Source organism: Micromonospora sp. NPDC003944 (genome assembly GCF_053605225.1).
Genome location: NZ_JBSGIV010000134.1, coordinates 1 through 4,763 on the forward strand (window position 1 = coordinate 1; position 4,763 = coordinate 4,763).

3 protein-coding genes are annotated in these 4,763 nt (G+C 68.9%); 1 reads left to right on the forward strand and 2 read right to left on the reverse strand.

The window, feature by feature from the left end; translation table 11 throughout:
* Nucleotides 1-205: 205 nt before the first annotated feature.
* Together ctaD and ACWER9_RS31690 are read right to left on the reverse strand one after the other, a co-directional pair.
* On the reverse strand, nucleotides 206-1,966 hold the full coding sequence (gene ctaD / locus ACWER9_RS31685) for an aa3-type cytochrome oxidase subunit I (RefSeq protein WP_452305303.1): 1,761 nt from the start codon (nucleotides 1,964-1,966) through the stop codon (nucleotides 206-208).
* 130 nt (nucleotides 1,967-2,096) lie between these two features.
* The gene (locus ACWER9_RS31690) at nucleotides 2,097-3,203 is read right to left on the reverse strand and encodes an FAD-dependent monooxygenase (RefSeq protein WP_452305304.1); all 1,107 of its coding nucleotides are present in this window, start codon (nucleotides 3,201-3,203) and stop codon (nucleotides 2,097-2,099) included.
* 300 nt (nucleotides 3,204-3,503) lie between these two features.
* Here ACWER9_RS31690 and ACWER9_RS31695 point away from each other — a divergent pair, with 300 nt between their 5' ends.
* Entirely contained in the window at nucleotides 3,504-4,628 is a 1,125-nt protein-coding gene (locus tag ACWER9_RS31695; protein WP_452305305.1) for a GH12 family glycosyl hydrolase domain-containing protein, read from the forward strand.
* The last annotated feature ends 135 nt before the right edge of the window (nucleotides 4,629-4,763 follow it).

Consider the following 4,763-nt stretch of genomic DNA (forward strand, 5'->3'; position numbering starts at 1 on the left):
CGGCCAGATCTTGCATGAGTCACTCGTCGATCACCGACGTCGAACCCTACCGATGCCAACCTCCCGGAACCGGCCCACCTATAGAAGCGTCGGCGCAGCGCGGGCGCGTGGGGCGCGGCGCGCGGTGGCGCGGGGTGGACATGGCTACGGGCGCCGCTCCCGGTGTCCCCGGGGGCGGCGCCCGTCGTACTGCTGAGCTTTGGCGTCAGTTCCTGTCGACGTCGCTCGCGGTGTCCTCGCGGTAGCTGGCGCCGCCGTCCGACTCGCTGGTGAGCGGCTTGGCGCCACCCTCCGGCGGGCCGGCCAGGCTCTGACCGCCGGCCGCCAACTCCGGGAACTTCGCGTCGAACGCCGGCCGCTCCGAGCGGATGCGGGGCATCTTGTCGAAGTTGCGCAGCGGCGGCGGGCTGCTGGTCGCCCACTCCAGCGAGTTGCCGTGACCCCAGGGGTCGTTCACCTCGACCACCGGGCCGGTCTTGTACGACTTCCAGCAGTTGTAGATGAACGGCAGCGTCGAGATACCGGTGATGAACGCGCCGATCGTGGAGATCGTGTTCAGCGTGGTGAAGCCGTCCGTGGGCAGGTAGTCGGCGTACCGGCGAGGCATGCCCTCGTTGCCGAGCCAGTGCTGCACCAGGAACGTGGTGTGGAAACCGATCATGGTAAGCCAGAAGTGCACCTTGCCCAGGCGCTCGTCGAGCATCCGGCCGAACATCTTCGGGAACCAGAAGTAGATGCCCGCGAAGACCGCGAACACGATGGTGCCGAAGAGCACGTAGTGGAAGTGCGCCACCACGAAGTACGAGTCCGACACGTGGAAGTCGATCGGCGGGCTGGCCAGCAGCACACCGGTGAGACCACCGAAGAGGAAGGTGACCAGGAAGCCGACCGCCCAGAGCATGGGCGTCTCGAAGCTGATCTGACCCCGCCACATGGTGCCGATCCAGTTGAAGAACTTCATACCGGTCGGCACGGCGATCAGGTAGCTCAGGAAGCTGAAGAACGGCAGCAGCACCTGGCCGGTGGCGAACATGTGGTGCGCCCAGACGCTCATGGAGAGCGCGGCGATCGCGACGGTCGCGGCGACCAGACCCTTGTAGCCGAAGATCGGCTTGCGGGAGAAGACCGGGATGACCTCGCTGATGATGCCGAAGAACGGCAACGCCACGATGTAGACCTCGGGGTGCCCGAAGAACCAGAACAGGTGCTGCCAGAGCATCGGCCCACCGGTTGCCGGGTCGTACACGTGCGCGCCGAGGATGCGGTCCGCGGCGAGCGCGAACAGCGCGGCGGCCAGCAGCGGGAAGACCAGGATCACCAGGAGGCTGGTGACCAGGATGTTCCACGTGAAGATCGGCATCCGGAACATGGTCATGCCGGGCGCGCGGAGCGTCAGCACGGTGGTGATCATGTTGACGGCGCCGAGGATGGTGCCCAGGCCGGAGATGGCCAGACCCATGATCCACATGTTGGCGCCGACGCCGGGCGAGTGCTCGACGCTGCTCAGCGGCGCGTACGCGAACCAGCCGAAGTCGGCGGCGCCACCCGGGGTGATGAACCCGGCGGTCGCCATCGTCCCGCCGAACAGGTACAGCCAGTAGGCGAAGCTGTTCAGTCGGGGGAAGGAGACGTCGGGCGCGCCGATCTGGATCGGCACGATGTAGTTCGCGAAGGCGAACACGATCGGCGTCGCGAAGAACAGCAACATGATCGTGCCGTGCATCGTGAAGAGCTGGTTGTACTGCTCGGGCGACAGGAACTGCAGCCCGGGTCGGGCCAGCTCAGCCCGCATGACCAGAGCCATCAGGCCACCGATCATGAAGAACACGAACGCGGTGATCATGTACATGATCCCGATCTGCTTCGCGTCCGTGGTTCGCAGCAGCCGCGCGATGGCCGACCCCTTGACCGGCTCCCGGACCGGCCAGGGCCGGGTCACGACCGGCTTGGGTGCGACGGTGGTCACGAGTGGCCTCCGGTTCTCGGTTGTCCCGCTCGGCACACGCTGGTTATCGGCGGGCCGTCATCCGCAAGGAGGATAGTCCCCGGCAGGTCGCAGCGCCGCGTGGGGTGGCGTGACACGATCTACTACGGGCCTACAGCGGGCCGAGCAGGAGCCGGTAGTGCTCCCCGAAGATCCGGTCGCCGCGTCCGCGCAGCAGCGGGTCGCGCAGCGCCGGCGGCACGTCCCTGGTCCGGTTGCGGTCCCGGGTCCGGTCGGCCACCCATCGGGTACGCGGGCGGCGACGACTCTCGTACGCCACGAGCGCCGCCTCCACGCTGTTGGCGGCGCGCAGCGACTCGGCAAGCACCACGGCGTCCTCGAGCGCCATGGCCGCACCCTGCGACAGCGTCGGCGCGGTGGCGTGCGCGGCGTCGCCGACAAGCAGCACCCGCCCCCGGTGCCAGCGGCCCAACTCCACCTCGTCGGTGATCCCGACGTGCACCTCGCCGAGCGCCGCCAGCACCTCGGGGACCGGGCCGCGGTAGTCGGCGAAGAGGTCCCGCAGCCGCGCGAGGGGGTCGGCGGGCTCCTCGGTGCCGGCCTCGTCGGCGTAGAGGTGCAGCCGCCCGGCACCGATCGGCACCATCAGGAACCCGGAGCGCTGGCCGAGCAGGGCGGTCCACTCGGTGACCGGCGGGCCGTCGCGCAGGACGGCCCGGTAGACCACCTGCCCGACCGGGCGTGGCGGCCCGCCGAGCGCGGCCAGCGCACGGACCGAGGAGCGTGGCCCGTCGGCGCCGATGACCAGGTCGTACTCGGTGGTGGTGCCGTCGGTGAAGGTGACGCCGACCGCGCCGGGAAGCAGGTCCAGGGTGCGGACCTCGGCGCCGTGCCGGACCGCGCCGCCGGCGCCGCTGAGCAGCACCCGGTGCAGGTCGGCCCGGGGTAGCGCCCGGCACTCGCCGACGCCGGCCCAGAGGGCGTCGAGGTCGACCTCGCAGAGGTGCGCGCCGGCGGCGTCGTAGAACCGCTGCCGGTGGATCACCTGCCCGACCGGCCGGACCGGGTCGTGCAGGTCGAGCCGGTGCAGGGCGCGGGCGGCGTTGCCGGGCAGGTAGAGGCCGGTCTCGGTGGACTCCCCCGGTGGCAGCTTGTCGGTGACATCGGGCCGGAAGCCCGCCAGGCGCAGCGCCCGGGCCACGGCCAGGCCGGCGATGCCCGCGCCGACGACGAGGATGCGCAGGGGGGAGCCACCCATGGTGGTGTACGCCTCCGGAGGGGGAGCGGCACGCGTTGGAGGCAACACGCTACTCGGAGCGATCGGCGCACACCAGGCCCAATCGGTCGGCACCCCGCCGCCCGTCGGCGACCCGCGCCGCTTGGCTGGCCGTCCGTGGCCAGCCGTCCGGCGGGCCATGGCATTCCTCACAATTCACCAGTTCGACTCGGACGGTTGCGCCACAGTTTCAGACATGTAAATGTGTCGTTGAGCGTGGGAGCGCTCCCGCACTGCCCCCACCACATCCGGCGCCCGGCACGCGCCGAGTCAAGGAGCGTCATGAAACGTCAACTTCGGGCCCTGGCCGCCGCCGGGTTGCTGGTCGCCAGTTCGCTGGTGGCCGTGGCCCTCGGCGGCAACGCCTCCGCCGACACCCTGATCTGCGAGCAGTACGGCTCGACCACCATCCAGGGCCGCTACGTGGTGCAGAACAACCGCTGGGGCACCACCGCCCAGCAGTGCATCAACGTCACCAACAACGGCTTCGAGATCACCACGCTGAACGGCAGCAGCCCCACCAACGGGGCGCCCACGGCGTACCCCTCGGCGTTCTTCGGTTGTCACTACACCAACTGCTCCCCCGGCACGAACCTGCCGATGCAGGTGAGCCAGATCAGCAGCGCCACCAGCAGCATCTCCTACCGGTACGTCAGCGGCGCCACCTACAACGCGTCGTACGACATCTGGCTGGACCCGTCGCCCAAGCGGGACGGGGTGAACCAGATGGAGATCATGATCTGGCTCAACCGGCAGGGCTCGATCCAGCCCATCGGCTCGGTGGTCGGCACCACCAACCTCGCCGGCCGCACCTGGGAGGTCTGGCGGGGCAGCAACGGCTCCAACAACGTCATCTCCTACGTCGCGCAGTCGGCGATCTCCATCCTGAACTTCAGCGTGCTGGACTTCATCAACGACACCCGTAACCGGGGCGCGATCACCAACTCCTGGTACCTGACCAGCATCCAGGCCGGTTTCGAGCCGTGGCAGGGCGGCGTCGGCCTGGCCGTGACGTCGTTCTCGGCGAACGTCAACGGGGGCGGCAACCCGACCAACCCGCCGCCGACCACCCCGCCGCCGAGCGGTGGCGCGAGCTGCGCGGTGAAGTACACGGCGAACTCGTGGAACAACGGGTTCACCGCCGACGTGCTCGTCACCAACACCGGGTCCAGCGCGATCAACGGCTGGACGCTCAACTACTCGCTGCCGAGCGGGCAGACGGTCACCAACGCGTGGAACGCCACGGTGAGCCAGAGCGGGTCGGCGGTGACCGCCCGCAACGTGGGCCACAACGGGTCGATCGCGCCCGGCGGCACCGCGAGCTTCGGCTACCAGGGCAGCCTGAGCGGGTCGTACTCGTCCCCGACCAGCTTCTCGCTCAACGGGGCGACCTGTTCCCGTAACTGAGCTGACACCACCACCACGGCGGGGGCGCGACCTGCACGGTCGCGCCCCCCCCCCCCCCGGGGGGCCCCGGGGAAAAAAAAAACCAAAAAAAAAAAAAAAAAAATAAAAATAAAAAAAGGTGGAAAAAGTGAAAAA

What these genes read in the sequence shown, in the direction of transcription:
- ACWER9_RS31690 (WP_452305304.1), bottom strand. Translation starts at nt 3,203, where the DNA reads ATGGGTGGCTCCCCCCTGCGCATCCTCGTCGTCGGCGCGGGCATCGCC.
- ACWER9_RS31695 (WP_452305305.1), top strand. Translation starts at nt 3,504, where the DNA reads ATGAAACGTCAACTTCGGGCCCTGGCCGCCGCCGGGTTGCTGGTCGCC.